This window comes from Streptomyces yangpuensis (genome assembly GCF_024666385.1).
GTDB lineage: Bacteria > Actinomycetota > Actinomycetes > Streptomycetales > Streptomycetaceae > Streptomyces > Streptomyces yangpuensis.
In genome coordinates this window covers 5,058,425-5,082,980 of record NZ_CP102514.1, presented here as the reverse complement: position 1 = coordinate 5,082,980, position 24,556 = coordinate 5,058,425, and the positions used below count along the sequence as shown (strand labels likewise).

The window sequence follows — 24,556 nt, the reverse complement described above, 5'->3', positions numbered from 1 at the left end:
TTCGTCGCGCCGGTCACGGCAGCGCCTTACGGGCCGTGGCGAAGCGCGGGCGGTTGTTGAGGTCGGGGTGGTCGGCCGCGTCGGCCCAGCCCTGTTCCTCGGCGAAGATCCACGGGACCTGGCCGCCCTGGGTGTCGGCGTGCTCGACGACGACGATGCCGCCGGGTCGCAGCAGCCGGTGGGCGGTGCGCTCGAGGCCCCGGATGGTGTCGAGTCCGTCCTCGCCGGAGAAAAGCGCCATCTCCGGGTCGTGGTCGCGGGCCTCGGGCGCCACGTACTCCCACTCGGTGAGCGGGATGTACGGCGGGTTGGAGATGACCAGGTCGACCTGGCCGTCGAGCTCGGGCAGCGCGGTCAGGGCGTCGCCCTGGTGGACGGTGACCCGGGAGCCCTCGGCGTTCTTGCGGGTCCAGCGCAGCGCGTCCTCGGACAGCTCGACCGCGTGCACGCGCGAGCGCGGCACCTCCTGCGCCATGGCCAGCGCGATCGCGCCGGACCCGGTGCACAGGTCGACGATCAGCGGCTCGACGACGTCCATCGCCCGGACGGCCTGTATGGCCCAGTCCACGACCGACTCGGTCTCGGGCCGGGGCACGAACACCCCGGGCCCGACCTGGAGCTCCAGGTAGCGGAAGAAGGCGCGGCCGGTGATGTGCTGGAGCGGCTCGCGGGCCTCGCGGCGGGCGACGGCCTCCCAGTAGCGGGCGTCGAAGTCCGCGTCCTTGACGTGGTGCAGTTCCCCCCGTTTGACGCCGTGCACGAAGGCGGCGAGCTCCTCCGCGTCGAAGCGCGGTGAGGGCACGCCGGCGGCGGCCAGCCGCTGGGTGGCCTGGGCCACCTCGGCAAGCAGCAAGTTCACGCTGGTCCTCCGGGCTGCTGTCGTACGGGGGGTGGTGCGGTGTTCGGTCAGTTCGCGGCGGCGAGCTTGGCCGCGGAGTCCGTGTCCACGCAGGCCTGGATGACCGCGTCGAGGTCACCGTCGAGCACCTGGTCCAAGTTGTACGCCTTGAAGCCGGTGCGGTGGTCCGAGATCCGGTTTTCCGGGAAGTTGTACGTACGGATCTTCTCGGACCGGTCGACGGAGCGGACCTGGCTGCGGCGCACGTCCGAGGCCTCCTGCTCGGCGGCCTCCTGGGCGGCGGCCAGCAGGCGCGACCGCAGGATGCGCATGGCCTGCTCCTTGTTCTGGAGCTGGCTCTTCTCGTTCTGGCAGGAGGCGACCACACCGGTCGGGATGTGCGTGATGCGCACGGCCGAGTCGGTGGTGTTGACGGACTGGCCGCCGGGGCCGGAGGAGCGGTACACGTCGATGCGGAGGTCGTTGGCGTTGATCTCGACCTCGACCTCCTCGGCCTCCGGGGTGACGAGCACGCCGGCGGCGGAGGTGTGGATGCGGCCCTGGGACTCGGTGGCGGGAACGCGCTGGACGCGGTGCACGCCGCCCTCGTACTTCAGGCGGGCCCAGACGCCCTGGCCGGGCTCGGTGGCGCCGTTGCCGCCCTTGGTGCGGACGGAGACCTGGACGTCCTTGTAACCGCCGAGCTCGGACTCGGTGGCGTCGATGATCTCGGTCTTCCAGCCCACGCGCTCGGCGTAGCGCAGGTACATGCGCAGCAGGTCGCCGGCGAACAGGGCGGACTCGTCGCCGCCCGCGCCCGCCTTGACCTCCAGGAGCACGTCCTTGTCGTCGCTGGGGTCGCGCGGGACGAGCAGCAGGCGGAGCTTCTCGGTGAGCTCCTCGCGCGCCTGCGTCAGCTCCTTGACCTCGGCGGCGAAGTCCGGGTCGTCGGCCGCGAGCTCCTTCGCCGTCTCGATGTCGTCGCCCGTCTGCTTCCAGGCACGGAAGGTCGCGATGATCGGGGTCAGCTCCGCGTAGCGCTTGTTCAGCTTGCGCGCGTTGGCCTGATCGGAGTGGACCGAAGGGTCGGCGAGCTGCTTCTCGAGGTCGGCATGTTCGCCGACCAGTTCCTCGACCGCCTCGAACATCGGGGGACTCCTGTGGTGAAAGTGCGGGGGGGACTGCACGGGTGACGGGCTTGAACGACGACAAAGGCGCCGGTCCGGCCGCCCCCGAGTGGACAGGGGGCGGCCGGAGACCGGCGCCTGGGTCGCGCTACTTCTTGGCCGCGCCCTTGCCGAAGCGCGCCTCGAAGCGGGCCACACGGCCACCGGTGTCGAGGATCTTCTGCTTGCCCGTGTAGAACGGGTGGCACTCGGAGCAGACCTCGGCACGGATGGTGCCCTCGGTCAGGGTGCTACGGGTCGTGAACGACGCGCCGCAGGTGCAGCTGACCGCGGTCTCGACGTACTCGGGGTGAACATCGCGCTTCAAGGTGTCTCCTAGATTCGGGAGGGCGCCGGGTCGCAGGAGCCGAATTGCTGCTTGCGTGAACCGGGGCCGACAGACCAGTCTGCCAGGACCGGGCCGCCTGTCAAAATTCTGAGGACGCCTCCTTCAACGGGAAGGGGTCCCGGTCTATTCCGGGGTCCGTCCCGGGGCTGTTCCGGGGGTCCGTCCCGGGTCCGTTCCGGGGGTCCGTTCCGGGTCCGTTCCGCCGGTGGGCCTATTGGACGACGGTCCCCGCGGCGCTCTTGTCGCCGGTGGAGTTCACGGTGGCCTCGGCGGGGATCGGCCGGTCGGCCAGCAGGGCGTCCCAGACCATCTTCGACTCCTTCTGCAGGGGTGTGACGCGGTTCGCGTCGAGCGCGTCCGTGGTCACGGGCAGGGTGATCATCTGCAGGTCACCGGCGTCGATGCCCTGGAGGCTCTGGGCGAATCCGGCGAGGGACTTCACGTCGCCGAGCGCCTTGTCGGTGGTGAGAGCCTTGGTGCCGGCGTCGGCGAGGTCGAACAGCTTCTTGGGGTTGTCGAACACCCCGACGCCCTTGACCTGCTTGATCAGCGCCTTGATGAAGGCCTGCTGCAGCTGTATTCGGCCGAGGTCGCCGCCGTCCCCGACGCCGTGGCGGGTCCGGACCAGACCGAGGGCCTGCTCGCCGTTCAGCTTGTTCGGGCCGGCCGGGAGATCGAGGTGGCTGTAGGCGTCCTTGATCGGCTTGGTGGTGGTGACCTCGACGCCGCCGAGGGTGTCGATGATCTTCTTGAAGCCGGTGAAGTCGACCTCGATGTAGTGGTCCATGCGGATCCCCGACATCTTCTCGACGGCCTTGACCGCGCAGGCGGCGCCGCCGACGGTGTAGGCCTCGTTGAACTGCCGGCGCTTGCCGCCGGGGTCGGTCTTCCCCCTGCCCGTGGGGCACTCGGGCCGGGAGGTCATGGTGTCGCGGGGTATGGACACCACACTGGCCCTCTCGTGGCCCTCGTACAGGTGGACGATCATCGCGGTGTCGGAGCGGGCGGAGCCGCCGTCGTCCTGGCCGTACGCGCCGTTGGCTCCGCCGCGGGAGTCGGAGCCGAGGACGAGTATGTCCATCGATCCGTTGTCGACGTCGGCGGGGCGGTCGGTACCCAGCGCCTGGTCGATGTCGACGGTCTTCAGGTTTCCGTTGAGCGTGAAGTAGAAGTAGCCGGCGCCCGCCCCGCCCAGCAGGACCACCCCGGCGGCGCTCCACGCGGCGATGACGAGAGCCCTGCGGCGCGTCGCCGGTTTGCGCCGGCGGCCCGCGGCCCGCCGGCCCCGGCCCTTGCTGTCCTCGGTCATGCGCTCTTCACTCCAGAGTCCGGTCCCCGGGTCCGTACCGGCCCGCCGTCCGCCCCGCGGGTCCTCTGACACAGACGGGCGAATGCCATGAAGAGTTCCATGCCGTACGCAACCCCCGAGCGGCCAGCACTTGCGTACGAACCGGGACAAACTCCGAGTAGCCCGTTCTTCACCTGCGGTTTCGGGGTGCGTGCCCGGGAGCCGCGCGGCGGGTGTGATGTGGCGAAGCTCGCACGGGGCCCGGAGGGCTCCCCAAAGGCCCTCCAGGGGCCGTCCGGAAGCACTCCAGGGCCACTCCGGGACGCGCCGGGGCGTTCCCGCCCGCCGCCGGACGCACGGCAGCCCCCGCCGCGCGGTGCGGACGGGGGCTGCCGTGGCGATGCCTCACCACCGGCGCGGGGCGCCGGACGGGGGACCTCAGTCGTCGTTCTTGCCCGACGGGGTCGTCTTCGCGATCTGCATCAGGAACTCGGCGTTCGACTTCGTCTGCTTCATCTTGTCGAGGAGCAGTTCGATCGCCTGCTGCGAGTCGAGCGCGTGCAGCACCCGGCGCAGCTTCCAGACGATGGCGAGCTCCTCCGCGTTGAGGAGGATCTCCTCCTTGCGGGTGCCCGACGGGTCCACGTCGACGGCCGGGAAGATGCGCTTGTCGGCGAGCTTCCGGTCGAGCTTGAGCTCCATGTTGCCGGTGCCCTTGAACTCCTCGAAGATCACCTCGTCCATGCGCGAGCCGGTGTCGACCAGCGCGGTGGCCAGGATGGTCAGCGAGCCGCCGTCCTCGATGTTGCGCGCGGCACCGAAGAAGCGCTTCGGCGGGTACAGCGCGGTCGAGTCGACACCACCGGACAGGATGCGGCCGGAGGCGGGCGCCGCGAGGTTGTACGCGCGGCCCAGACGGGTGATGGAGTCCAGCAGGACGACCACGTCGTGACCCAGCTCGACGAGACGCTTGGCGCGCTCGATGGCCAGCTCGGCGACAGTGGTGTGGTCCTCGGCCGGGCGGTCGAAGGTCGAGGAGATGACCTCGCCCTTGACCGACCGCTGCATGTCGGTGACCTCTTCCGGACGCTCGTCGACCAGGACGACCATCAGGTGGCACTCGGGGTTGTTGGTGGTGATCGCGTTGGCGATCGCCTGCATGATCATGGTCTTGCCGGTCTTCGGCGGGGCCACGATCAGACCGCGCTGGCCCTTACCGATCGGCGACACGAGGTCGATGATGCGGGTGGTCAGCACGCCCGGGTCGGTCTCCAGGCGCAGCCGGTCCTGCGGGTACAGGGGCGTCAGCTTCTGGAACTCCGGTCGGCCGCGGCCGGATTCGGGCGCCATGCCGTTCACCGAGTCGAGGCGCACCAGGGCGTTGAACTTCTCGCGGCGCTCGCCGTCCTTGGGCTGGCGCACGGCACCCGTGGTGTGGTCGCCCTTGCGCAGACCCGCCTTGCGTACCTGGGCGAGGGAGACGTACACGTCGTTGGGGCCGGGCAGGTAGCCCGAGGTCCGGATGAACGCGTAGTTGTCGAGGATGTCGAGGATGCCCGCGACGGGGATCAGCACGTCGTCGTCGGCGACCTGCGGCTCGTTCGGCGCGAACTCGTCGCGGCCGCGACGGCCACGGCGGTCGCGGTAGCGGCCGCGACGGCCACGGCGGCCGCCCTCGTCGTCGAAGTCGTCCTGCGGGCCGCCGTCCTGGCGGCCCTGCTGGCCCTGGCCCTGACCGCGGCCGCCCTGCTGCTGGCGGTCCTGACGGTCGGCGCGGTCCTGCCGGCCGCCGCCCTGGCCGCCCTGCGCGGGCTGGCCCTGACCCTGGCCGCCCTGGCCCTGGTCGTCGGCCTTGGCGCCGCGCTCACGGCGGTCGCGCTGGCGGTCGCCGCGCTCACGACGGTCGCGGCGGCCGCGGCCCTCGCCGTCCTGGCCCTGGGCCTGGCCCGCGGAGACCGCGGTGGCGGCCTCCGCCTTGGTCTCGGCGGGCGCGGTGGCGGTGGCCGTGTCGGCCTTCTGCTCGACCTGTACGGAGACGGGGGCCGAGCCCTCCGGGCTGCCGGAGGGGGCCGTGGCACGGCGGCGGCGACGCTCGCCGGCCGGCGCGTCGTCGCTGGCGGGCTGGCCCGGGATCTCGATCTGCGCCTGCGCGGCGACGGCGGGCTTCTCGGCGGGGGCCGCGGGGGCCTCCGCCGGTGCGGCGTCGGCGGCGGCCGTACGGGCCTTGCTGGTGGCGCGGCGCTTCGGCTTGGCCTCGGCGGTGTCCGCGGCGGAGGCGGCGGCCTTGGGGGCACCGCTGCCCGCCTGCGCCTCCTTGATGACCTCGATCAGCTGGCTCTTGCGCATCCGCGCGGTGCCCCTGATACCGAGGCCCGACGCGACCTGCTGCAGCTCGGCGAGGACCATGCCGTCAAGGCCGGTGCCGGTGCGACGACGCTTGGGCGCGGCGCCCGCGGCGGGAGCACTGGTGTCGACAGAGGTGTCGGCAGCGCCCATCAGATCGGTGGTGTCGCTCACGAAGGGTCCTTCCCTGGAGCGGACGTCGGCCTGTCTGGCTCGGCGACCGGTTGTGCTGTCCGACGACGGTCCTAGGTGTGGACCGTGCCGGGGCGGTGGTCCGCCGATAAGAGATACGGCGGAGAGAAACGTGCGTGGGTTCCGGCGAGAAGCCCCCGAGCTGAAAGCGTGGGAAAATCACGCCGATTCCGGAGCGTGCTCGAAACTGCTGGAAGTGATCAAAGCAGTCGGGGAGGCTCCCGGAAGAAATGTGGTCCCGGATGGGGACACTGAGCACCGAGCCATGGCGGCTTCCGATGCGCACTTGAGACTAACACTACCGGATCCAATAGATATTCCCCCTCTCAATCACCGGCAACCGCGCACTTCCGCGCGGGCGGCCTGCCCCGGCCGCCCGCCCTGAACCGGCCGGACCTGTCGAAGTACAGGCCTAGCCGCCCTGGGTACCCAGCGGAAGTACGCTCGCGCCCGCGGCGTCGAGGGCGAGCCGGTTGGCCGCCCACCCCTCGCCGGCGAGCTGCGCGACCTTGTCGGCCGCGTCGTTGTCGACCAGCGCGAGGACCGTGGGGCCCGCGCCGGAGATGACCGCGGGGATGCCGTCCGCCCGCAGTCGGTTGACGAGTGCCACGCTCTCGGGCATCGCCGGGGACCGGTACTCCTGGTGGAGCCGGTCTTCGGTGGCCGGCAGCAGCAGCTCGGGACGCCTGGTCAGGGCTTCCACGAGCAGGCCCGCACGGCCCGCGTTGACGGCCGCGTCCACGTGCGGCACGGTGCGCGGCAGCAGGCCGCGCGCCGTCTCCGTGAGGACCGGCCGGGAAGGTACGAAGACCACCGGAACGATGGAGTCGGCGGGCTCCATCCGGATCGCCCGGGCGCTGCCCCCGTCCATCCACGCCAGCGTGAACCCGCCCAGCAGGCAGGCGGCGACGTTGTCGGGGTGGCCCTCGATCTCGGTGGCGAGCTCCAGGAGCGCCGCGTCGTCGAGCTTCGCCTCGCCGCCTATGGTGACGGCGCGGGCGGCGACGATGCCGGCGCAGATGGCTGCGGAGGAGGACCCGAGGCCGCGGCCGTGCGGGATCCGGTTGGCGCAGACGACCTCCAGGCCGCGCGGCTGTCCGCCCAGCAGGTCGAAGGCGGTGCGCATGGAGCGTACGAGCAGGTGGCTCTCGTCCCGCGGGAGGGTGTCGGCGCCCTCTCCCGCGATGTCGATGTTCAGGCCGGAGTCGGCCACCCGGACGACGACGTCGTCGTAGAGCCCCAGGGCCAGGCCCAGAGCGTCGAACCCGGGGCCGAGGTTGGCACTGCTGGCGGGGACGCGCACCCGTACGGCGGCGGCGCGGAACGCTGGACCGGCCATCGTCCGATGACACTCCTTGTGACTGTGCGAGGACTTCGCTCTTCGCTGGCTCGCTGTGAATGTACTGGAGAACGTACGACACCCGAAGGCCCTCGGGGCAGCACCGCAGTCATATGCGCGGTGGCGGATGTAAGTACAGCCTATCGAAGGAAGGTTCTCTCGCGACATAGGGCGCACAGGAGGCGCACGGTGCGTGTCGCGGGCTTCGAGCGGGCTGGACCCGCTTCGGCTGCACTTTTGTCGTCGTACGAGGTGAGTTGCCGGGTTCCGGAGGGCCCCGGGGAGTGCCGTCGGGGCACTCGGAAACCTCCGGAACCCGGCTCACACGATCGTGTGGTCGGACCTGTCGGACCTGTCGGACCTGCCGGACCCGTCAGACCAGGCCGAGGCGCACGGCGGCGGCTTCGGCGTCCACCGGAACGGTGACCGGCTGCGGAGCGCCGGCGACCGCCCAGTCGGGGTCCTTGAGGCCGTTGCCCGTGACGGTGCACACGATCCGCTGGCCCGGGTCCACCAGGCCCAGCTCGGCGGCCTTGAGCAGACCGGCCACGGAGGCGGCCGAGGCGGGCTCGACGAAGACGCCCTCCTGAGCGGCCAACAGCCGGTAGGCGGCCAGGATCTGGCGGTCCGTCACCTCGTCGATGAAGCCGCCCGACTCGTCACGCGCGGCCAGCGCGTGGTCCCAGGAGGCCGGGTTGCCGATACGGATCGCGGTGGCCACGGTGTGCGGCTCCTTGACGACCTCGCCGCGCACGATGGGCGCGGAACCGGAGGCCTGGAAGCCCCACACACGGGGCGTACGGGAGGCCAGGCCGTCGGCCTTGTACTCCTTGAACCCCTTCCAGTACGCGGTGATGTTGCCCGCGTTGCCCACCGGCAGCACGTGCACGTCCGGGGCGTCGCCGAGCGCGTCGACGATCTCGAACGCGGCCGTCTTCTGGCCCTCGATGCGCACCGGGTTGACCGAATTGACCAGCGCCACCGGGTAGTTGTCGGACAGCGCGCGGGCGAGGTCCAGGCAGTCGTCGAAGTTGCCGTCCACCTGCAGGATCTTGGCGCCGTGCACGAGGGCCTGGCCCATCTTGCCGAGCGCGATCTTGCCGCGGGGCACGAGCACCGCGGACACCATCCCGGCGCGCACCGCGTACGCGGCGGCCGAGGCCGAGGTGTTGCCGGTGGAGGCGCAGATGACGGCCTTGGCGCCCTCCTCCTTGGCCTTCGTGATCGCCATGGTCATGCCGCGGTCCTTGAAGGACCCGGTGGGGTTCGCCCCCTCGACCTTGAGGTGCACCTCGCAGCCGGTGCGCTCGGACAGCACCTGCGCGGGGACGAGGGGGGTGCCACCCTCGCGGAGCGTCACCACGGGAGTCGCGTCCGTCACCGGCAGGCGGTCCCGGTACTCCTCGATGATGCCGCGCCACTGGTGGGTGCGATTGCTGCTCATGGGTCCCTACTCCCCTTCAACACGCATGATGCTGGCGACACCGCGCACGGTGTCCAGCTTCCGCAGCGCTTCGACGGTCCCCGAGAGGGCGGCGTCGGCGGCGCGGTGGGTGACGACGACGAGGGAGGCCTCCTTGCCGACCCCGTCCGGACGACCTTGCTGCCGGACGGTGTCGATCGAGACACCGTGCTCCGCGAACGTGGTCGCCACCTGGGCGAGGACGCCCGGCTTGTCCGCCACATCGAGGCTGATGTGGTAGCGGGTGACGACGTCGCCCATGGGGCTGACCGGCAGCTGGGTGTACGCCGACTCGCCGGGCCCCGTTGCCTCGGCGAGCTTGTTGCGGGCGACGGCGACGAGGTCGCCGAGGACCGCGGACGCGGTCGGGGCGCCGCCCGCGCCGGGCCCGTAGAACATGAGCCGCCCGGCGGCCTCCGCCTCGACGAAGACGGCGTTGTACGCCTCGCGGACGGAGGCGAGCGGGTGGCTCAGCGGGATCATCGCCGGGTGGACGCGGGCGGTGACGGACTCGCCGTCCGCGGCGCGCTCCAGGATGGCGAGGAGCTTGATGGTGCAGCCCATCCGCTTGGCGGAGGCGAAGTCGGCGGCGCTGACCTCGGTCATGCCCTCGCGGTAGACGTCGTCGAGGCGCACGCGGGTGTGGAAGGCGATGCCGGCCAGGATCGCGGCCTTGGCGGCGGCGTCGTAGCCCTCGACGTCGGCGGTCGGGTCGGCCTCGGCGTACCCGAGGGCCGTGGCCTCGTCGAGCGCCTCCTGGTAGCCGGCGCCGGTCGAGTCCATCTTGTCGAGGATGAAGTTCGTCGTGCCGTTGACGATGCCCATCACGCGGTTGATCTTGTCGCCGGCGAGGGACTCGCGCATCGGGCGGACCAGCGGGATGGCGCCGGCGACGGCGGCCTCGTAGTACAGGTCGCGCCCCTGCTGCTCGGCGGCGGCGTGCAGCGCGGCGCCGTCCTGGGCGAGCAGTGCCTTGTTCGCGGAGACCACGGAGATGCCGTGCTCGAAAGCGGTGGTGATCAGCGTGCGGGCCGGCTCGATGCCGCCGATGACCTCGATGGCGATGTCGATGTCACCGCGTTTGAGGAGGGCGGTGGCATCGGTGGTGATCAGCGACGGATCGATGCCCTCACGGACCTTGGAGGGGCGGCGCACGGCCACGCCGGCGAGCTCGACGGGCGCGCCGATCCTCTGCGTGAGGTCGTCGGCGTGCGTCGTCATGATGCGAGCCACCTCTGAGCCGACCACTCCACAGCCCAGCAGCGCCACCTTCAGCGGACGCGTACGCATCATTCGACCTACGCCTTTCGATCTTCCATCAATACCCCGCGCGCGGTTTTGCGCGCGGGGTGTGAACCAGTCTCACTCAATGGACAGCACTTTCCATCTTCGGTCCATTTCGTGAGACACCTATTTCATCATCCGAGGTCGAGTCGCAGGAGATCTTCCTCCGTCTCGCGGCGAACGATCACTCGGGCCTGTCCGTCACGCACGGCGACGACCGGCGGGCGGAGCGCGTGGTTGTAGTTGCTGGCCATGGAGCGGCAGTACGCACCGGTCGCGGGCACGGCGAGGAGGTCGCCGGGCGCCAGGTCGGCCGGCAGGAACGCGTCCTTCACGACGATGTCACCGCTCTCGCAGTGCTTGCCGACGACGCGCACGAGCATGGGCTCGGCGTCGGAGGTGCGGGAGACGAGGGCGATGGAGTATTCGGCGTCGTAGAGGGCCGTACGGATGTTGTCGGACATCCCGCCGTCGACGCTGACGTACGTACGCAGCCCCTCCAGCGGCTTGATCGTCCCCACCTCGTACAGCGTGAACGCGGTCGGGCCGACGATGGCGCGGCCGGGCTCGACGGAGATCCGGGGGGCGCGCAGCCCGGCGCTCTCGCACTCGCGGGCCACGATCTCGGTGAGCGCCTTCGCGATCTCGTGCGGCTCGCGGGGGTCGTCGCCGGAGGTGTAGGCGATGCCGAGGCCGCCGCCGAGGTCGATCTCGGGCAGTTCGACGCCGTGCTCGTCGCGGACGGCGGCGAGCAGCCGCACGACGCGCTTGGCGGAGACCTCGAAGCCGGCCATGTCGAAGATCTGCGAGCCGATGTGGGAGTGGACGCCCAGCAGCTCCAGCGAGTCGTGGCCGAGGGCGCGGCGCACGGCCTCGGCGGCGGACCCGTCCGCGACGGCGATGCCGAACTTCTGGTCCTCGTGGGCGGTGGCGATGAACTCGTGCGTGTGCGCCTCGACGCCGACGGTCGCCCGGATCTGCACCGGCTGCCGTACGCCCAGCTCACGGGCGATGTGCGCGACGCGGGCGATCTCCTGGAAGGAGTCCAGGACGATGCGACCGACGCCGGCCCCGACGGCCCGCCGGATCTCGCCCTCGGACTTGTTGTTGCCGTGGAAGGCGATCCGGTCGGCCGGCATCCCGGCGGCGAGGGCGGTCGACAGCTCCCCGCCGGAGCACACGTCGACGTTCAGCCCCTCTTCCTTCAGCCACTTCACGACGGCCTTGGACAGGAACGCCTTCCCGGCGTAGAAGACGTCGGCGTCCTTGCCGAAGGCGTGCGCCCAGGCCCGGCACCGGGCCCGGAAGTCCTCCTCGTCGAGGAAGTAGGCGGGCGTCCCGAACTCCTCGGCGAGCCGGGTGACTTCGATGCCGCCGACGGAGACGACGCCGTCGTCCCCGCGCCGCACGGTGTGGGACCAGACCTTCTCGTCGAGCGCGTTCAGGTCGGCGGGCGGCGGGGAGTAGTGCCCTTCGGGCAGGACGTCGGCGTGGCGGGGCCCGGCGGGGTGCGCGGAACGGCTCATCGGCTTCTCTCTTCGCGGGTCATAGGCGTTCGGGTGCGTCCATGCCGAGCAGGGTCAGGCCGCCGGCCAGCACCGTCCCGGCGGCTTCGGCGAGTGCCAGCCGGGCGCGGTGGGCGGCCGAGGGTTTCTCGTCCCCCTGGGGCAGTACGCGGTACTGGAAGTCGAGCAGCGCGTCGGCCAGCTCGACGAGGTGCCGGGTGAGCCGCTCGGGGGCGCGGTGGTGCGCGGCGGCTTCGAGTACGAGGGGGTGGTCTGCGAGGAGGCGCAGCAGGGCGGGGGCGTCGTCGACGTGGCCGGGCTCGGGACGGAAGCCCAGCTGGGCCGCGTTGCGCAGGAGCGCCCGGCTGCGGGCGTGGGCGTACCGGACGCGGAAGACCTCGCTGGCCTCGCCCTGTACGAGCAGGACGTCGGAGAAGGACGGGGTCTCGCGGGCGGGTACGGCGAGCATCGCCCAGCGGGCGGCGTCGGCGCCGTAGCGGGCGACGACGTCGCCGTCGCGCCTGGCGACGGGGGCAACGGGCAGGTCGGCGACCGTGGCGGCGGCAGGGGCGGCGGGCGGGGCGGCCGCGGCGGCGGTGTGCGGGACGGCGGCAGGAGCGGTGGGCGGAGCGGTGGGCGGGACGGCGAGCGGAGCGGCGGCCGCGGCGGTGGGCGGGACGGCGGCAGGGGCGGCGGGCGGGGCGGCCGCGGCGGTGGGCGGGACGGCGGGCGGAGCGGTGGGCGGGGCGGCCGCGGCGGCGGTGTGCGGGACGGCGGCAGGAGCGGTGGGCGGAGCGGCGGCCGCGGCGGCGGGCGGGGCGGCGGCCGCGGCGATGGGCGGGTCGCCGACCGGGGCGGCGGGCGTGGCGGCGGCCGCAGACAGGGCGACGGGCGGAGCAGTGGCCGGGACGGCGGGCAGGGCGCACTCACTGACGCCGCCCTGGACGTGCAGGAGCCGCAGAATACTCTGGCGCACGACCCGCTCCCGCAGCCGGCGCTCACCCGGCCCGGACCGGCTCTCGTCGGCGGTGAGGGCCCGGCCGGCACCCCGGCACACGTCCCGGATGACGAGGTCGCGCATGACCGCGTCGGCTATGACCGCGGGCGCGGAGGGGGCGGGAAGCACGAAGTTGAGGAATCCTGCCCCGGTGACCTCGACGCGCTCGATGCCGGGCTCCGCGCTGAGCCGGCGGGCCAGTACGCCGGCCACGTCCCGCGGCGGGCACCCGGCGGCCTTGGCGACCTGGAAGGCGACGGGGGTGGCGTAGTCCCCCACCCCGCCGGGCCGGGTCCGCTCGACGACGACCCGCTCGGGCGCGGCCGCGCCGGCGGCCAGCTCCCCGTCCGCGACGGCGCAGCGCACGGCGCGTACGACGCAACGGGAGAGGTCTGCGGGGGTCACGGGACCAGCCTAGGGGAGACGCCCCGTCATCCCGCGAAGGGTTTCGCCATGTGAACAGCGGGCTGAGAAAGAGGCCGCGGCCGGAGAGCCGGAAAGGACGTCACGCGCCGTCAGCCACGCCCTCTCCCGGCGGGAGCCCCTCTCCTCCCGTCGCGCCGGTCCTTGCCCTCGGCCAGCCGCCGCACGATCCGTACCAGCTCGGTGGGCTCGAAGGGCTTGGCCAGGAAGGCATCCACCCCGGCGGCGATGCCGGACTCGACCTCCTGCTGCGTACAGGCGCTGACGATGGCGACGGGCACGTCCCGGGTCCGCGGATCGGCCCGCAACTGCGCGGCGGCCCCGAACCCGTCCAGCCGGGGCATGACCACATCAAGGGTGATCACGTCGGGACACACCCGGTGCACCATGTCCAGGCACTCGGCACCATCGTTCGCGGTCACGACCTCGAAGCCCTCCAGCTCGAGATTGACCTTGATCAGCTGCCGGATGACCTTGTTGTCGTCGACAACGAGGACCCGGCCCGAGACGCCTGGCACAACTCGAGAGTAGGTCGGCGCGGGCCCCCGCGTCCGGGTTTTTGCCACTTCCACCCCGTGCGGGCGACGCACTCACCCCTCCCCCACAAACGGGTTCCTGATCACCCCATGGAAGCTGGTAGTGTTCAACCCGTCGCCGCACCACAAGCGACACGCCCCCGTAGCTCAGGGGATAGAGCAACGGCCTCCGGAGCCGTGTGCGCAGGTTCGAATCCTGCCGGGGGCACTCCAGCAGAGACAGCGCCATCACGCCGCTGACCAGCTGAAGTGCCAAGCATGAAGGCCCGAACTCAGTCCCACTGAGTCCGGGCCTTTGTCGTTGTTACGCACTGCTCCCGTGTGAGGAGCGTGTGGGCCACACGTCAGTCGGACGCCTCCCTGATCACCCGTCGAGCCCGCTCGTAGTACTGCTCACGCGTCCCGTCCAGCCCTGCGGCATCCGGTCGCGTCGTGAGATTCGACAACGCCTCAGCTGTGCCTTCCGCCCACCCGCCGTACGACTCGAAGACGGCATTCGCCCTCCGCCGGAGCTCCAGGTCAGGCATGACCTCGATGACGGGCAGGGCGTCGTCATGGTGCCGGCGGACGATGGCGGAGCACTCGTCGTACAGCAACGTGGCGGCCAACGTGTCCGCCGCCTCGGTGGCCTCACCGATCTTCGCCCGGAAGTCCTGGAGCATCTTCGAGATGGTCGTAGAGGTCGCGATCACCTGCTCCCGAATGCGCTGCTCGTGCGACAGCTTGGCCTCGTGCTCACGCTTGGCCGCCTCCTGGATCTCGGCGTGCTCCTGTCTCCTCCTCTCGGTCCGTCCCGTGAAGTAGTGCGTGATCCAGGCCGCGGCGGCAGAGCTGATGAGGACAGCTCCGGCCGAAATGGCGGCCGTGACCCACTGGCTGTCCTGCACCACCGTCGTGGTCACGGACCCCGTGGTGGTCGTCGTCTGCCGGCCGCCGCAGCCGGCCGTGGTGACCAGAAGCGCAAACAGACCTATTCGTGCTGCCACTTGCCGCATGAACGCAGACTAAAGGCCCCGCGTGCGTCGCAGGCAGATCAGCGCAGCATCAGGCCCACCATCGCAAGGTGGAGGGCTGTCGCGTACTGGGCACATGCGGACGTCCCAACAATGCGACTGAGGAGTGTCCTGTAACTACGGTTGCGGGTGTGGCCAAGCACAGCAGGGGACCCGGATGAACAGCGCAGGTGCGCGCTGGCCGGGCGATCGGCACGAGAAGTAGAGTCTCCCGATCCGATCAAGGGAGGGACGCGGTCCATGAAGGGCGCGCGAAGACACGTCGGCAATATCGTCGGCATTGCGGTGCTGATGGCCGCAATTGGCGGCGGATTCAAGGTCTATGCGGACCGCGAGGAATCATGCAGACCTCACCGGGACGATGCGGCAGGAAGAAACAAACCCGCCTCAGCGCCCGCCCCCGGTCCGAGTTGGGACGGCAACCCCGACACACTTGGGGCTCACCTCGAAGCGGCAACTGCTAGATACAAGGCGACCATGGAAGACCCACGCCGCGCCGAACGCCTGACGATCATGGTCGCTAACCCGTCCTGCTTCGAAGACAACGATGTGGCCATGGCCCGAAGGTCGCTTCGAGAATTGGAGCGTCGGGACGACGACCAACAAGGCTATTGGTACTGCTGGAATTCAGGCGACCTGAGGCCTCATCGGATTGGCCATCGAGTGTCAGGTGACCACCTGTGCACGTGGGGCGAACTACGCAGGGCTGGAGTCGCCGAGTAAAACGTCTTGCAGGAGGCTGCGTCCGGGCAGGCCGGGGCCGACTCTGAGGCTGTCCTACTCACGCGGCCATGCCGATTTTATGCATACAGGCGACGCCACGAAAACAACTCAGCGGCAACGAGCAGCCAAATCCTCCAAAGCCAGTTGCCGCATTCAGTTTCGTTACCTTGGGGTGTTGTCTGCATACCGCCCACCGCAAAGGTGACCCACCCGATGGCCAGGGCCAGGAATCGCGAGGTGGAGGAGTCCGGCGATGCGCGCGGTGGCGCCGACGAGCTTGCCCGCCCACTTGTCGATGTGTCCGAGCCTTCCGCCCTTGGCCCTGAGCTGCGGCTCCAACCGTTCCTCGTAGGCGATCAGGGCCCGATCGGCTTCGGGGGTGAGCTGGATGACGAGAGGGTCGGTCCAGTCGGCCAGCCGCAGGGTGAGGGCGTACACGTTGCGCTCGTACGCTGCCGCCACGACCGGCGGGACCTGCTCCGGATTGATCCTCCGTCGGCCGACCAGGGATTCGGGCAGGCAGTACATGAAGCGGGCCAGCAGGCCACGGCCATCGAAGCCACGGTTCTTGCCGATCTCTTCCAGAATGCTGGGCTGGACGGCCAAGCCCATGGTGAGGGCCGGGGCTTCGATGAACTCCTCACGGCTCCGGCGGTCCACCCGGAGCCGGTCGCCGGCGTGGCCCTTGAGGAAGACCTCCAGGTTGGGGATGCCCGAGTAGCGCCCGGCGATGATGTCGAAGATGCCGCCCTCGGCGGACATGACAGCGAGCCTGCCACCCTGCTCGGCGAGCAGGGTGGTGATGACCTCGGGAGTGGCGTCATCGGCGAGGAGCCGCGGGCTGGCCGGCACGGTCAGGGTTTCCGCGACCTGGGCGAGGCCGATGGCTTCGGCGATCAGGTTGTCCCGCTCCGGACCCTCCGCCTTCGCTGCCTGGACTGCAGCCTTCTCGGCTGCCTCGCGAGCCATCCTCGCGGTGACCTCCGCCTCCACGATCGTGAGGTTCGCCCCCTCCACGAGGCTCTTCTCCGCCTCGTACAGGGGGCGGGTCATCGCGGCAAAGACAGAGGACTTCCGGTTGGCGGGACCGAGCGCGACGACCACGAACAGGTTGGTGGGCTCCCTCCAGCGACCGCGCACCTGGACCACGGCGCGACCCCCGGAGGCAGCGGACAGGACGGAGAGGGCCAAGGCTCCGGCCATATCGGGCGGGGTCTGGGTCTCCTCGGCGACGGCAGCCACGTAGTCGGCGAGCCACCCGGGGAGGGCTTGTGTGGGGAAGGGCGGGAGCTTGGGCTGGACGTTGAGCGGGATGGGTTCCGCCCACGTCGCCGGGATCGTCTCGGCTCCCAGCGCCAGGGCCTCACGCAGGTCGTCGTCCGTGGCATCCGGGGACATGCCGGCCTGGACGATGCGAGTACCGGCTTCGATGCTGCGGCGGCGGCGCGCCAGCTGGTGGACGATGCTGGCGTAGTACTCGGCATTGGCCGTGCTGGGGACGGCCTGGACGAGGGTGTGGAGGTAGAGCCGTCCGCCGACCTTGCCGAGGACGCCGGCGTGGTCGAGGTGGTGGCCGAGGGTGATGGGGTCCGCGGCCTGGCCCCGGCCGTGCAGCTCCAGGATCGCGCGGTGGATCGTCTCGTGCGCCGGGCGGTAGTGGTCGGCGGGGTCCATCGCCGCGGCCACGTGCGCGGTGACCTCGGGGGCCAGCATCAGGGCCCCGACCACGGCCTGTTCGGCCTCCAGGTCGTGCGGCGGGACACGCTCCAGGTTGCCCGCGGGTGCTGCCCGCAGGGGCAGCACGGAGGCGTACTGCTCCGACTCCGGTTCGGGTGTCATGCTGGTGGTCTCCTGTTTCTGTCGAAGGGACGGAGAACCGGGGCGGTCGCGGTCTTTGGCGAGAGGCGACCGCCCCGGGCACAGCTAGTGGTGCCGCTTCCAGAGGGCGTACTCCTGGCGGACGTAGCCGCGGGGGTCGCGGATGCTGTCCGGGTGGTCCGGGGTGTACGGACCGTCGGCGTAGCCGCTGGGGCCGAGGCCGGCGGTCTGGTCGATGTCCATCAGGCGGCGGGCCGCTTCGACGGCGAGGGTGGCGGCGTCGCCGCTCACGGGGTCGTCGTCGGTGAGGGCGATGCGGTCCAGGAGCGCGGCCTTGCGGAGCCAGAACTCGCGGACATGGACGCCGTGCAGGCAGTCGCGGACTCCTCGGGCGGTCCATCCGATCTCGCTGATGACGCTCGGTGCGGCGGCGTAGGCGGCCACGGGTGCGGGCCAGTGGCTCGGCTGCTGCTCGGCGGTGACGTACAGCCGGACGCGCTCGCCGTCGCGGATGGGGTGCCGGCGGACCGGGCCGGTCGTGAACGTCTCGGACAGGGCTTTGGTGATCTCGGGTGCCTCGGCCGGACTGCAGATGATGCGGATCTCGAACATGGCTGGCTCCTTCACCCTCGGAAGTTGTTGCGCTTGAAGACGGCCCGGCGGATGTTGACGACCGTCCCGGCGTTGCCGCGGGCGTTGTTGGTGCCGAGGATCTGGGTGGCGATGAAGCCCCCGAAGATGACGGCGGCCAGGACGACGAGCTGCTGGATGAGCGCGGCGACGGCTGCGATGAAGGTGGTCAGGAGCATCAGTCCGCCGCAGGCCGCGGCGAAACCGATGCCGCCGAGGGCGATGTTGACGGCGAGCGGGTTGATGGCCGGCCGCTCCCGGACCGGCTCGGGGGCCTTGGTGGGGGCGATGGCGTAGCCGGTGATGATGCGGCCGTCGGGGAGCTGGATGGTCTGGATGTCCGGAACGGCGTGCGGGTGGTGGACGGCCAGCGGGGCGGGCGTGAGGGGGACCGGGTGGTGGGTCTCGGTGGTCTCCCAGCGGGCGGCGTCGTGGTGGTTCACGGCGGTGCCTCCTTACTCGGCGATGTCGGTGACCGCGACGGCGGCGGACTTCACGAGGTTGGTGATGGGCTCGTAGGCGCCGGTCCCGGCGGTGAAGAAGCCGAAGAGGAACAGGACGATCGCGGCTCCGGCCCCGGCGGACTTGGACTTGAGGACGAAGAACGATCCGGCGCCGAAGAGCAGGACGGCGGAGATGGTGAAGGTCATGGCGACTCCAGGCGGTATGGGGTTCAGCGGGTGCCGTTGCGGTAGGTGCGGGCCCACAGGTTGTAGAGGTGGCGGCCGACGCGGATGCGGATGCCGTGGCCGTCGCAGCGGCGGCAGTGCTTGCCGCGCTTGGGCCTGCCCTTGCGGTCGTGGGTGAGGGCGAAGCCGAGCCCGTTGCACTTGCGGCAGCGGCCGAACGGCGAGGCCGCACACAGGCCCGCGTAACCGAGCGTGAACAGCAGGGCGAGGACGCTAGCGAGCAGGAAGAGGGTCACGAGAGGCCTCCAGGGCGGGATTCGGTGGTTTCCGCAGGTGGGCCGCTATCTGCTAGCGACCTGATCAGGTGGCGTACGGGCCGCTAGCGGGGTCGCTAGCGCTAGCGACGTCCGCTGCTAGCACCAGCGACCCCGTGGGGCTAGCCCGCGTCCCGCTTCTTGTTGCGCTCCGTAATCGCCTTGGCGATGTGGGCGCGTTCGATGCCTCGCTTGTTGACGGTCTTGCCGTCGATGCGGCGGCCGATCTGGTCGGTGCCGATGCCGTACGGCTTGAGCGCCGCGGTGAGCTGTTCGGCCTTGGGCTTGGGGTCCATCTCGGCCCACGGTCCGTAGACCTCGGGGCGGTGGTCGGCGAGCCGGTCCACGATGGTTTCGGACCAGATCTTGGTCTCGCCCTTGCCGATGACGGCGGCGATGTCGTCCAGGATCGTGGCGAGCGCGGCATCGGCCGGCGCTTCTCCGGCGGCGTCGCCGGAGAGCGTGCCCTCCGACTGCCGGAGGGCCTGGGCGCGGGTGAGGATGGTCTCCGCGTCGCGGCCGTCGGCCAGGTACGTACGGACGATCCCGGCGTCGTCGGACATCCCCTTGAGCAGGCCGACTCCCTTGTGGGACTTGAGGAGCCGGGAGGCGTCCAGGCCCTCGCCGTACGATCCGGCGCCGAGGATGGTCTCCGAGACCTGGTAGGCGCCGACCCGCAGGGCGAATCGGGCCTGGTGCTGGTCGCGGAGTACGGACGGGCAGGCGGTGTCGTCGGGCTTCTGCGTCGCGGTCATCACCGAGACGCCGACGGCCGGCGCGACGCGGGCAAGGAAGACCAGCAGGTCAAGGATGGTCTTCCCGTGGACGGGGTGCATCAGGTACTCCTGCACCTCATCCACCACGAAGAGCACGAGCGGCATGCCGTACTTCTTGTCCCGCGAGATGGTCGGGGTGAGCTTGCCCTCCGGGCAGACGTGCAGGGGGAGTTCGGAGAGCCGGTGGTAGCGGTCCTCCACATCGGCCTTGAGCTCCTGGAGCGAGTTGACCAGGTGCATGACCGGGTCCACCCCGCCCTGCGGCACGGTGCCGAAGCCGACCCGATGGGCGACCATCGAGAACTTCCGCCAGTCCGGAGAGGCCTTGCCGTCGAACACGTACAGGCGGACGTACGGGTCCAGGGCCGCGGCGAGCGCGATGGTGCGGGCGGAGAACGTCTTGCCCTGGCGAGGGACGGCGCCGACGAGGAGCGAGAGCCAGAGCATGCTGATCTCGACCTCGACTCCGCGCTCGTCCCGACCCCACGGGAAGGGCTTCCAGAAGTCCACCCGGTCCGCGCCGAGGAGCGGGGTGCGGCCGGTCGGGACGGCGAGCGGGTCGCGGTTGGCCACCCACATGGAGACCCGGCGTGAGCTGGTCGTATCGCGGTCCAGGAACACCTGGGTCTCGGCGACGTCGATGCCCGAGGCGAGCGCGTCGCGCTTCTTGACCGCGTCGGAGAACGTCTTGCCGTACGGGAGGTCCACGACGACGCGCCAGCCGTCGCCGTCCTGCCGGATGGGCTGCGGGAAGGCGATGCCCTGATCCGGCTTGGTGAGTCCAGCCGCCAGGAAGGCGCGGGTCACGATGTCCGAGGTCAGCTTGCGGTGGCGGAACTTCACCTTGGCCGCATCGATCAGCGGCCGGTCCGCCGGCGCGCCCACCCAGCCGAGCGCCCCGGTCAGTGCGATCAGGGCCAGGGTGAGGAGCCAGGCCGGGGCGAGCACCCACATGGCCAGGGCCGCGCCGAGGCCGATCACGCTGGCCAGGGTGGCGATGATGCTGCGGAGCTTCACCCGGGCGTCCCGCTGCCGGGAGAGCTTGAGGTACTCCCCCGCGTCCTCGGTCCGGACTGCGGCGAGGCGCACCGGGAGGCCCTCGGCGTCGGAGACCCAACGGCCGGTCGCCCCCACCCAGCGGACGGCGCCGCGCGGGGCGTAGGCCAGCAACTTCGCCGAGTACACGGGGGTCCGCACCAGGTGGTAGGCGGTGGTCTGGCCGTAGTGGCCGGCCGCCCACTTGGCGATGGCGGCCCGCTGCTGGGCGCTGGTCAGCCAGTCCGGAAGCACCGGCCGGCGGGCCTTGTCCTTGGCCTCGATCACTTCGGCGATCGAGGGCGGGAACTCGTGCTTGGGCGGGTCGACCGGATCGCCCTCGGCGACGGCACCGTCGTTGTCCGGCTGCTCGTCGGGGAGTTCGGCCTCCCACTCCCCCGGCCTGGCCTCGCCCGGGGCCAGCGGCTCGGTCTTGCCCTTCTTTGCGGGGAACGGCAGGACCGAAGCCGACCCCAGGGAGTTCTGCGTACCGTCCGGCTCTTCACCGGACTGCTCGATGACGTGGATCTCAGACACGATGGATCTGCTCCCTCTGTGGAGGCGGGAAGGGGCCCGGACGACGCTTCGGACGGCCGACCGCCCGGGCCTGTAGCTCGTGATCTGTGCGGTCAGGCGGCGCGCTGTTCTTCGGGGTAGGCGCAGGGCACGCACATGCCGAGCGAGGCCGGGATCACGTATCCGGCGTCGGTGGAGCACTGCGGGCAGGTGCGGCGGGAGAGCATCGCCAGAGCGAGCGCTCCCCACTTGCGCGAGGTCATCGGCCGAACAGGCTTGGCCAGGTCTACGCGGTACAGGTAGGCCACCAGCGGCTCACGCCGGAACCGGGGCCGCAGGAGCTGCGCGGCGATCGGCTGGCCACCGGGCCGCAGCCCCTCGGCGCGGAGTTGGCGGCGGGTGGCCAGGCCCTCGGGGGCCAGGCGCCACGGGTAGGTCGGTATCCCGAATCGGACGCCGTCCGGGTCGAAGCACTTGGCGAACGTCAGCGAGGCCATCAGGCTGCCTCAGGCTCGGCACGCTCAGCCTTGAGCGCGTCTCGCAGCGTCCGGCCGTTGGCGGACGACGTACGGACCGCCTTGCGGATCCCCTCCGCCGTCAACCGGGCGTCGGGCCAGTCGGCCGTGACCGACCGGGCTTCGGCGAGCAGTTCGTCCGGGGTACGAGTCGGTCGGGACGTACGGGCCGACTGCGGCACCCGACCCGTCGCCCGGCGGGGAGCGGACTCGGCGGCCGCGACTGCCCGCGCAGGAGCCGACTGGGGAAGCTCTACCGGCTCGGCTGTCGGCACCGACTCGCCCCGTCCGGCCGCCTCGATCGCGGGAACCGGGTCGGCCGACTCGTGAAGGGATACGTCGGCAGCAACGGTCGGGCTCTCGGCAGTCGACTTGCGCAGGTCAGACCCCAACCGATTTTCGGTGATCTCTGGCGATACATCCTGATCTGCGGTTCCGGTGAACATGGCCGCGAGGGCGGCGTCCGCACCGCTGGTGAGCCGGTCGCGCTGGACGTCAAGGAGCCTGGCACCCAGCGACGCGTCGCCCAGCCCCACCTTCCGGGCCAGCCGCCACGACGTCCGGTCGGACCACTTCCGCACCCAACCCGACGGATGGTTCGCGGCACGACCCCGGTGGTACGCCAGGGCACGTACCACGGCGGCCGCCTTGGCTTCGGCCTCGGCGTCGCGGCCGTCCTGGTGGACCACGATCCGCCGAGCCAGGAACGCCATGCCCTCGGCCGACACGCACATGCCCATCGGCGTCACGGCGTAGATCACAGTGCGGCCCGGGCCATCGGCGGCCATCGCGGCCATCACCGACGCGGCAGCGGGCAAGGCCCACAAGCCCACCCGGATGATCCCCGGGGAGGACTGTCCCAGCATCGTCAGCCCGAGCAGCACCAGCGCCAGAACGGCGGTCGCACCTTCACCAGCCGCCACCGCTCCCAGCGCCGTACCCGAACCGTAGGCACTGCTGATGTTGCTGAAGGTGCCCGCTCCACCAGCGACGCCGGTGGCCACCATGGGCACGAACGCGGCTGTCAGAACGACCCTCTGCACCTTGGTCAGCGACCTGCGAGACGTCATCACGCCGCCTCACCACCGGTGCCACGTCGGCCGTCCCGGCGGCCGTTGACCGTACGCAGCTCCGGCACGGTCAACCGCTGCGCGATGCGCCAGCCCCCTCCGCGCTGCTTGGCCCGGTACATCTGCTCATCGGCACGGCGCAGCAGAGTGGAGAGTTCCGCGGCACCGGCGCGGTAGTAGGCGGCCCCGATCGACGCGTGCACCTCGACCAGGTGGCCGTCGAACGGCACCGGCCGGTCCAGTCGAGCGGTGAGCATGTGCAGGTCTGCGCGGAGCTTGTCGACGCCGCAGCCGGGGATGACGGCGGCGAACTCGTCGCCGCCCAGACGACCGGCGACACCGGCGCGCTCCTCGGCCCACCCGCCCAGCCGCCGGCCGGTGGCGCGGATGACCGCGTCTCCGGCCGCGTGGCCGAGGGTGTCGTTGATTTCCTTGAACCGGTTGAGGTCCAGGACGACGACGGCGAGCTGGCGTTTCCGGGCGAGGCTCTTGCGAGCGCGCTCCTCGAACGGGTCCCGCGTCCACAGGTCGGTCAGCGGGTCGCGGCGGGCGGTTTCGATGCGGCGCCGCATCCACAGGCTGTGAACCGACCAGCCGGACGCGAGCGGTAAGGCGACGGACAGGGCGGTCAGGGCGTGGCTCATGCCGCGGCCCCCTTGCCGCCCTTGCGCGCCGGGCGGCGGCCGGCGGGCCGCCGCACCAGCGGGGTGATGTTGAACAGCTCCGGCGCGTTGGCCTCGATCACCAGGGCGGCGATCCGGCTCACGTCGTCGGGCAGGTTGGGGTTCTCGGCGAGGATGTCGCGGGCCGCGTCCAGGCGGGCCGCGCGCTCCTCCTCGGTCTCCCCCTCCACCCCGAGCCAGAGCTCCAACGGGGTGCCGAGGGCCAGTTCGATGAACTCCTCGACACTGGCGGCCTCCTGGCCGCCGATGTACGTACGCATCGTCGTTCTCCTGAAGTCGAAGGGATACCGAGGCGGTCGCGGTCTTTGGCGAGAGGCGACCGGCCCCGGGGATAGAGCGGGCCTTCCGGGCAGGGCAAACGAGGGTCGATCGCAGCTACCGGCAGGGCAGTTGCGGCCTGTTGATCCGCGCTTCCGCGCTGCTCAGCTCTGCCTCAGAGTGCACTGTGAGGCAGAGTTGCGCAAGCCCTTCTCCGGGGAAGAGCGGGGCGGGCGCTAGCTCTCCCTGTGTCACTTGGGCACACTGAGGCAGTGACGGCGAAGAGACATGAGGTGCAGATGGTCGAGTGGACCGGCAAGCCCGCCTACCAGCAGGTGGCGGAGCAGCTGCGGCGGCGGATCGCGGCCGGCGAGTTCGCGGAGTCCCGCAAGCTGCCGTCCCTGGCGGACCTCCAGGCAACGTACGGCGTCACCGTGACCGTGGCTCGCGACGCCATCCGCCAGCTCAAGACGGACGGCCTCGCGGTCAGCCATCAGGGCAAGGGAGCGTTCCTGACTGCGGAGGCCTCCGACGCCGCGAAGCTCGCCAGCCCGGAGAACGCGATCGCCGAGCTGCGCGACCAGGTTGCCCGACTCCAGGGCGAGGTCGCCGAACTCCGCGAGCGGGTCGCGGGGCTGGAGGAGAAGTAGCTCCTGGCGCCCGCCGCGCCGGCCGTCGCCGGCGGGCCGCGCGATGGGTTCACGGGCGGCAGTTGTTGTCACGATCTTGCCCCCTTCGTTCGGATCGAATGGAGGGCTCCGACCTGCGTCGCTAGGCTGTCGTCCGCCCCTCTGCACCCTTTGTAGACCGGGCAGTTGAGTGACCGACAGGTCTGCTATGTGGCCACCAGGAGG

The 24,556-nt window shown here is 71.0% G+C and carries 23 protein-coding genes and 1 tRNA gene; 2 read left to right on the top strand and 22 right to left on the bottom strand.

Annotated elements, in window-relative coordinates; translation table 11 throughout:
• Positions 1 to 13: 13 nt before the first annotated feature.
• The 11 genes from prmC to NRK68_RS23400 form a co-directional block, all read right to left on the bottom strand.
• On the bottom strand, positions 14 to 859 hold the full coding sequence (gene prmC / locus NRK68_RS23450; protein ID WP_183067344.1) for a peptide chain release factor N(5)-glutamine methyltransferase: 846 nt from the start codon (positions 857 to 859) through the stop codon (positions 14 to 16).
• Positions 860 to 906: 47 nt separating this feature from the next.
• Positions 907 to 1,986 (bottom strand): peptide chain release factor 1, encoded by a 1,080-nt coding sequence (gene prfA, locus NRK68_RS23445; protein WP_046776164.1) that lies wholly within the window; start codon positions 1,984 to 1,986, stop codon positions 907 to 909.
• Positions 1,987 to 2,113: 127 nt separating this feature from the next.
• Positions 2,114 to 2,332 (bottom strand): 50S ribosomal protein L31, encoded by a 219-nt coding sequence (gene rpmE / locus NRK68_RS23440; RefSeq protein ID WP_030008686.1) that lies wholly within the window; start codon positions 2,330 to 2,332, stop codon positions 2,114 to 2,116.
• Between the two features lie 232 nt (positions 2,333 to 2,564).
• Positions 2,565 to 3,662 carry an LCP family protein gene (locus NRK68_RS23435; RefSeq protein ID WP_257856639.1) on the bottom strand — a complete coding sequence of 366 codons (1,098 nt, stop codon included), beginning with the start codon at positions 3,660 to 3,662 and terminating at the stop codon, positions 2,565 to 2,567.
• A gap of 417 nt (positions 3,663 to 4,079) precedes the next feature.
• The gene (gene rho / locus NRK68_RS23430; RefSeq protein WP_183067342.1) at positions 4,080 to 6,158 is read right to left on the bottom strand and encodes a transcription termination factor Rho; all 2,079 of its coding nucleotides are present in this window, start codon (positions 6,156 to 6,158) and stop codon (positions 4,080 to 4,082) included.
• Between the two features lie 430 nt (positions 6,159 to 6,588).
• Entirely contained in the window at positions 6,589 to 7,515 is a 927-nt protein-coding gene (thrB, locus tag NRK68_RS23425) for a homoserine kinase (protein WP_030768872.1), read from the bottom strand.
• 373 nt (positions 7,516 to 7,888) lie between these two features.
• Complete coding sequence (gene thrC / locus NRK68_RS23420) at positions 7,889 to 8,959, bottom strand: threonine synthase (protein ID WP_183067341.1); 1,071 nt, start codon at positions 8,957 to 8,959, stop codon at positions 7,889 to 7,891.
• Positions 8,960 to 8,965: 6 nt separating this feature from the next.
• Entirely contained in the window at positions 8,966 to 10,270 is a 1,305-nt protein-coding gene (locus NRK68_RS23415; RefSeq protein WP_183067340.1) for a homoserine dehydrogenase, read from the bottom strand.
• 125 nt (positions 10,271 to 10,395) lie between these two features.
• Positions 10,396 to 11,787 carry a diaminopimelate decarboxylase gene (gene lysA, locus NRK68_RS23410; RefSeq protein WP_257856637.1) on the bottom strand — a complete coding sequence of 464 codons (1,392 nt, stop codon included), beginning with the start codon at positions 11,785 to 11,787 and terminating at the stop codon, positions 10,396 to 10,398.
• Between the two features lie 19 nt (positions 11,788 to 11,806).
• Positions 11,807 to 13,168 (bottom strand): ArgS-related anticodon-binding protein NrtL, encoded by a 1,362-nt coding sequence (gene nrtL, locus NRK68_RS23405; RefSeq protein ID WP_257856636.1) that lies wholly within the window; start codon positions 13,166 to 13,168, stop codon positions 11,807 to 11,809.
• Positions 13,169 to 13,278: 110 nt separating this feature from the next.
• A complete protein-coding gene (locus tag NRK68_RS23400; RefSeq protein WP_257856635.1) occupies positions 13,279 to 13,752 on the bottom strand; it encodes a response regulator in 474 nt (157 codons plus the stop codon).
• Positions 13,753 to 13,858: 106 nt separating this feature from the next.
• Here NRK68_RS23400 and NRK68_RS23395 point away from each other — a divergent pair.
• Positions 13,859 to 13,930: transfer RNA gene (locus tag NRK68_RS23395), tRNA-Arg, on the top strand.
• Between the two features lie 136 nt (positions 13,931 to 14,066).
• Here NRK68_RS23395 and NRK68_RS23390 read toward each other — a convergent pair.
• The 11 genes from NRK68_RS23390 to NRK68_RS23340 form a co-directional block, all read right to left on the bottom strand.
• Complete coding sequence (locus NRK68_RS23390; protein WP_257856634.1) at positions 14,067 to 14,624, bottom strand: hypothetical protein; 558 nt, start codon at positions 14,622 to 14,624, stop codon at positions 14,067 to 14,069.
• A 996-nt stretch (positions 14,625 to 15,620) separates the two neighbouring features.
• Positions 15,621 to 17,297, bottom strand: a complete 1,677-nt coding sequence (locus NRK68_RS23385) for a DUF3987 domain-containing protein (RefSeq protein WP_257856633.1) — start codon at positions 17,295 to 17,297, stop codon at positions 15,621 to 15,623.
• An 84-nt stretch (positions 17,298 to 17,381) separates the two neighbouring features.
• Entirely contained in the window at positions 17,382 to 17,888 is a 507-nt protein-coding gene (locus tag NRK68_RS23380; protein WP_257856632.1) for a hypothetical protein, read from the bottom strand.
• An 11-nt stretch (positions 17,889 to 17,899) separates the two neighbouring features.
• Positions 17,900 to 18,349, bottom strand: coding sequence for a hypothetical protein (locus tag NRK68_RS23375; RefSeq protein ID WP_257856631.1), 450 nt, complete (start codon positions 18,347 to 18,349; stop codon positions 17,900 to 17,902).
• Between the two features lie 12 nt (positions 18,350 to 18,361).
• On the bottom strand, positions 18,362 to 18,556 hold the full coding sequence (locus NRK68_RS23370) for a hypothetical protein (RefSeq protein ID WP_257856630.1): 195 nt from the start codon (positions 18,554 to 18,556) through the stop codon (positions 18,362 to 18,364).
• A 23-nt stretch (positions 18,557 to 18,579) separates the two neighbouring features.
• Positions 18,580 to 18,831 carry a hypothetical protein gene (locus NRK68_RS23365; protein WP_030768817.1) on the bottom strand — a complete coding sequence of 84 codons (252 nt, stop codon included), beginning with the start codon at positions 18,829 to 18,831 and terminating at the stop codon, positions 18,580 to 18,582.
• A gap of 140 nt (positions 18,832 to 18,971) precedes the next feature.
• Positions 18,972 to 21,197, bottom strand: a complete 2,226-nt coding sequence (locus NRK68_RS23360; RefSeq protein ID WP_257856629.1) for a cell division protein FtsK — start codon at positions 21,195 to 21,197, stop codon at positions 18,972 to 18,974.
• 92 nt (positions 21,198 to 21,289) lie between these two features.
• On the bottom strand, positions 21,290 to 21,673 hold the full coding sequence (locus tag NRK68_RS23355) for an RRQRL motif-containing zinc-binding protein (protein ID WP_257856628.1): 384 nt from the start codon (positions 21,671 to 21,673) through the stop codon (positions 21,290 to 21,292).
• Positions 21,673 to 22,761 carry a conjugal transfer protein gene (locus tag NRK68_RS23350; RefSeq protein WP_257856627.1) on the bottom strand — a complete coding sequence of 363 codons (1,089 nt, stop codon included), beginning with the start codon at positions 22,759 to 22,761 and terminating at the stop codon, positions 21,673 to 21,675. The genes NRK68_RS23355 and NRK68_RS23350 overlap by 1 nt, the downstream gene beginning before the upstream one ends.
• Positions 22,761 to 23,405 carry a GGDEF domain-containing protein gene (locus tag NRK68_RS23345; RefSeq protein WP_257856626.1) on the bottom strand — a complete coding sequence of 215 codons (645 nt, stop codon included), beginning with the start codon at positions 23,403 to 23,405 and terminating at the stop codon, positions 22,761 to 22,763. The genes NRK68_RS23350 and NRK68_RS23345 overlap by 1 nt, the downstream gene beginning before the upstream one ends.
• Entirely contained in the window at positions 23,402 to 23,704 is a 303-nt protein-coding gene (locus NRK68_RS23340; RefSeq protein ID WP_257856625.1) for a hypothetical protein, read from the bottom strand. The genes NRK68_RS23345 and NRK68_RS23340 overlap by 4 nt, the downstream gene beginning before the upstream one ends.
• Positions 23,705 to 23,974: 270 nt before the next feature.
• On the opposite strand from NRK68_RS23340, the gene NRK68_RS23335 reads away from it, so the two are divergent.
• Complete coding sequence (locus NRK68_RS23335; RefSeq protein ID WP_257856624.1) at positions 23,975 to 24,352, top strand: winged helix-turn-helix domain-containing protein; 378 nt, start codon at positions 23,975 to 23,977, stop codon at positions 24,350 to 24,352.
• Positions 24,353 to 24,556 lie beyond the last annotated feature (204 nt).